At 74.8% G+C, this 1,807-nt stretch carries 2 protein-coding genes; both read right to left on the bottom strand.

Annotated features, from left to right (window positions below; translation table 11 throughout):
- Positions 1-92: 92 nt before the first annotated feature.
- Positions 93-584, bottom strand: coding sequence for a heme-degrading domain-containing protein (locus HW445_RS29475; RefSeq protein ID WP_180223879.1), 492 nt, complete (start codon positions 582-584; stop codon positions 93-95).
- Positions 581-1,660 (bottom strand): Gfo/Idh/MocA family oxidoreductase, encoded by a 1,080-nt coding sequence (locus HW445_RS29470; protein WP_180223878.1) that lies wholly within the window; start codon positions 1,658-1,660, stop codon positions 581-583. The genes HW445_RS29475 and HW445_RS29470 overlap by 4 nt, the downstream gene beginning before the upstream one ends.
- Positions 1,661-1,807: the final 147 nt, after the last annotated feature.

The following is a 1,807-nucleotide window of genomic DNA, read 5'->3' as shown; positions in this document are numbered from 1 at the left end:
CAGGCGCCGGTCTGCCCGGTCGCCCCGAGCGGACCGGCGTCGCCGCAGCCCAGTTGAGCGAGCGCCCCGCCGCGGATGCGCCGTCCGCGCCGTCAGTCGACGACGAGGCCGAGGAAGCGCTCCAGCGCCTCGACGACCAGCGCGTGGTCCTCGGCCTGCGGGAGGCCCGAGACGGTGACCGCGCCGATCACCCCGGAGCCGTCGACCCGGACCGGGAACGAGCCGCCGTGCGCCGCGTAGACGTCCGGGTCGAGGCGGGAGGACTCCTCGAAACTGCGGCCCTTGGCCCGGAACCGGGTGCCGACCAGGAAGGAGGCGTGCCCGTAGCGCATCACCACCCGCCGCTTGCGGTCGATCCACGCGTCGTTCTCCGGCGCCGAGCCCTCCAGCGCCGCGTGGAACAGCTGCTGCCCCGCGCGGTGGATGTCGATCGCGACGGGCGCCTGGCGTTCCCGGGCCAGGGCCACCAGCAGGGAACCGAGCTCCCAGGCGTCCTCATTGGAGAACCGGGGGAACACCAGTCGGCGCTCCTGCGCCTCGAGTTCCTCGACGGTCGGGGTGAGTTCGGGGGTCATCCTGGTCATGCCGGCTTCACCGTCCCGCCGTCACGGGCGGACCGGGCGGCCGCCTCCAGCACCGCCAGGGCGTCCGCCGCCTCCAGCGCCGTCACCGGGTTCTCCCCGGCGCCCGTCAGCGCGGCGGCCACCGCGCGGTAGTACGCCGGGTAGTCGCCCGGGAGGGTGGACACCGGCTTGCCGCCGCCGGTCAGCGGCGACTCGCCGGCCCCGACCGCGCCCCACATGCCCTCCGGCTCGTACCCCCAGCGCTCGCCCTCCGAGGCCGGGCGCAGGCCCTCGCGCAGGGCGTTCTCCTGCGGGTCCAGGCCGTACTTCACGTAGCCCGCGACGGAGCCGAGCACCCGGAAACGGGGGCCGAGCTGGGCGGTGGTCGCGGAGGCGTACAGGTGGGAGCGGACGCCGCCGGTGTGGGTGACGGCGATGAACACGTCGTCGTCGATCAGCGCGCCCGGCCGACGCGTGTCGACCTCCGCGTAGACCTGTTCGGCCGGACCGAAGAGGTGCAGGGCCTGGTCGACGACGTGGCTGCCCAGGTCGTAGAGGAGGCCGCCGAGCTCCGCCGGGTCCGCCGACTCGCGCCAGCCGCCCTTCGGCTGCGGACGCCAGCGCTCGAAGCGGGACTCGAACCGCTGGACCTCGCCGAGGGCGCCGTCCTCGATCAGCTTGCGCACGGTGAGGAAGTCGCCGTCCCAGCGGCGGTTCTGGAACACGGAGAGCAGCAGGCCCTGCTCCTTCGCCAGCGCGGCCAGCGCACGGGCCTCCGCGGCGGTGCCGGCGACCGGCTTGTCCACGACCACGTGCAGGCCACGGCGCAGTGCCTCGGTGGCCAGCGGGACGTGCGTCTTGTTCGGGGAGGCGACGACCACCAGGTCCAGCTCGTCGGCGCGCGGCCACAGCTCGTCGGCCGACGCGGCGATCCGCACGTCGGGGTACTCGGCGCGGGCCTGGGCGGCCCGCTCGGGGTTGGAGGTGACCACGGTGTCCAGGACCAGGCCCTCGGCGGCGGCGATCATCGGCGCGTGGAACACGGAGCCGGCCAGACCGAAACCGACCAGGGCCACGCGCAGCGGTGCAGTAGTCATACGACCACTCTGGCACGGGGGGTTCCCGCGCTGATCCGGGCGGGGGGTTCCGTACGGCCGTCCGGGTGGCGTGGCGGTGTGTCGGGGGCACGGGGGTGCGGCGCGGGGTAGCTCACCGGCATGCGACGGTGGACGGCTGCCGTGGCT

The sequence above is a fragment of the Streptomyces sp. UH6 genome (assembly GCF_013421635.1).
In the GTDB taxonomy this organism is placed as follows: Bacteria; Actinomycetota; Actinomycetes; order Streptomycetales; family Streptomycetaceae; genus Streptomyces; species Streptomyces abyssomicinicus.
Note: the sequence above shows the minus strand (reverse complement) of the source record. Positions and strands in the feature narration are given on the sequence as shown.

Coding starts and splice junctions, on each gene's coding strand:
- HW445_RS29475 (WP_180223879.1), bottom strand. CDS start 584: ATGACCAGGATGACCCCCGAACTCACCCCGACCGTCGAGGAACTCGAG.
- HW445_RS29470 (WP_180223878.1), bottom strand. CDS start 1,660: ATGACTACTGCACCGCTGCGCGTGGCCCTGGTCGGTTTCGGTCTGGCC.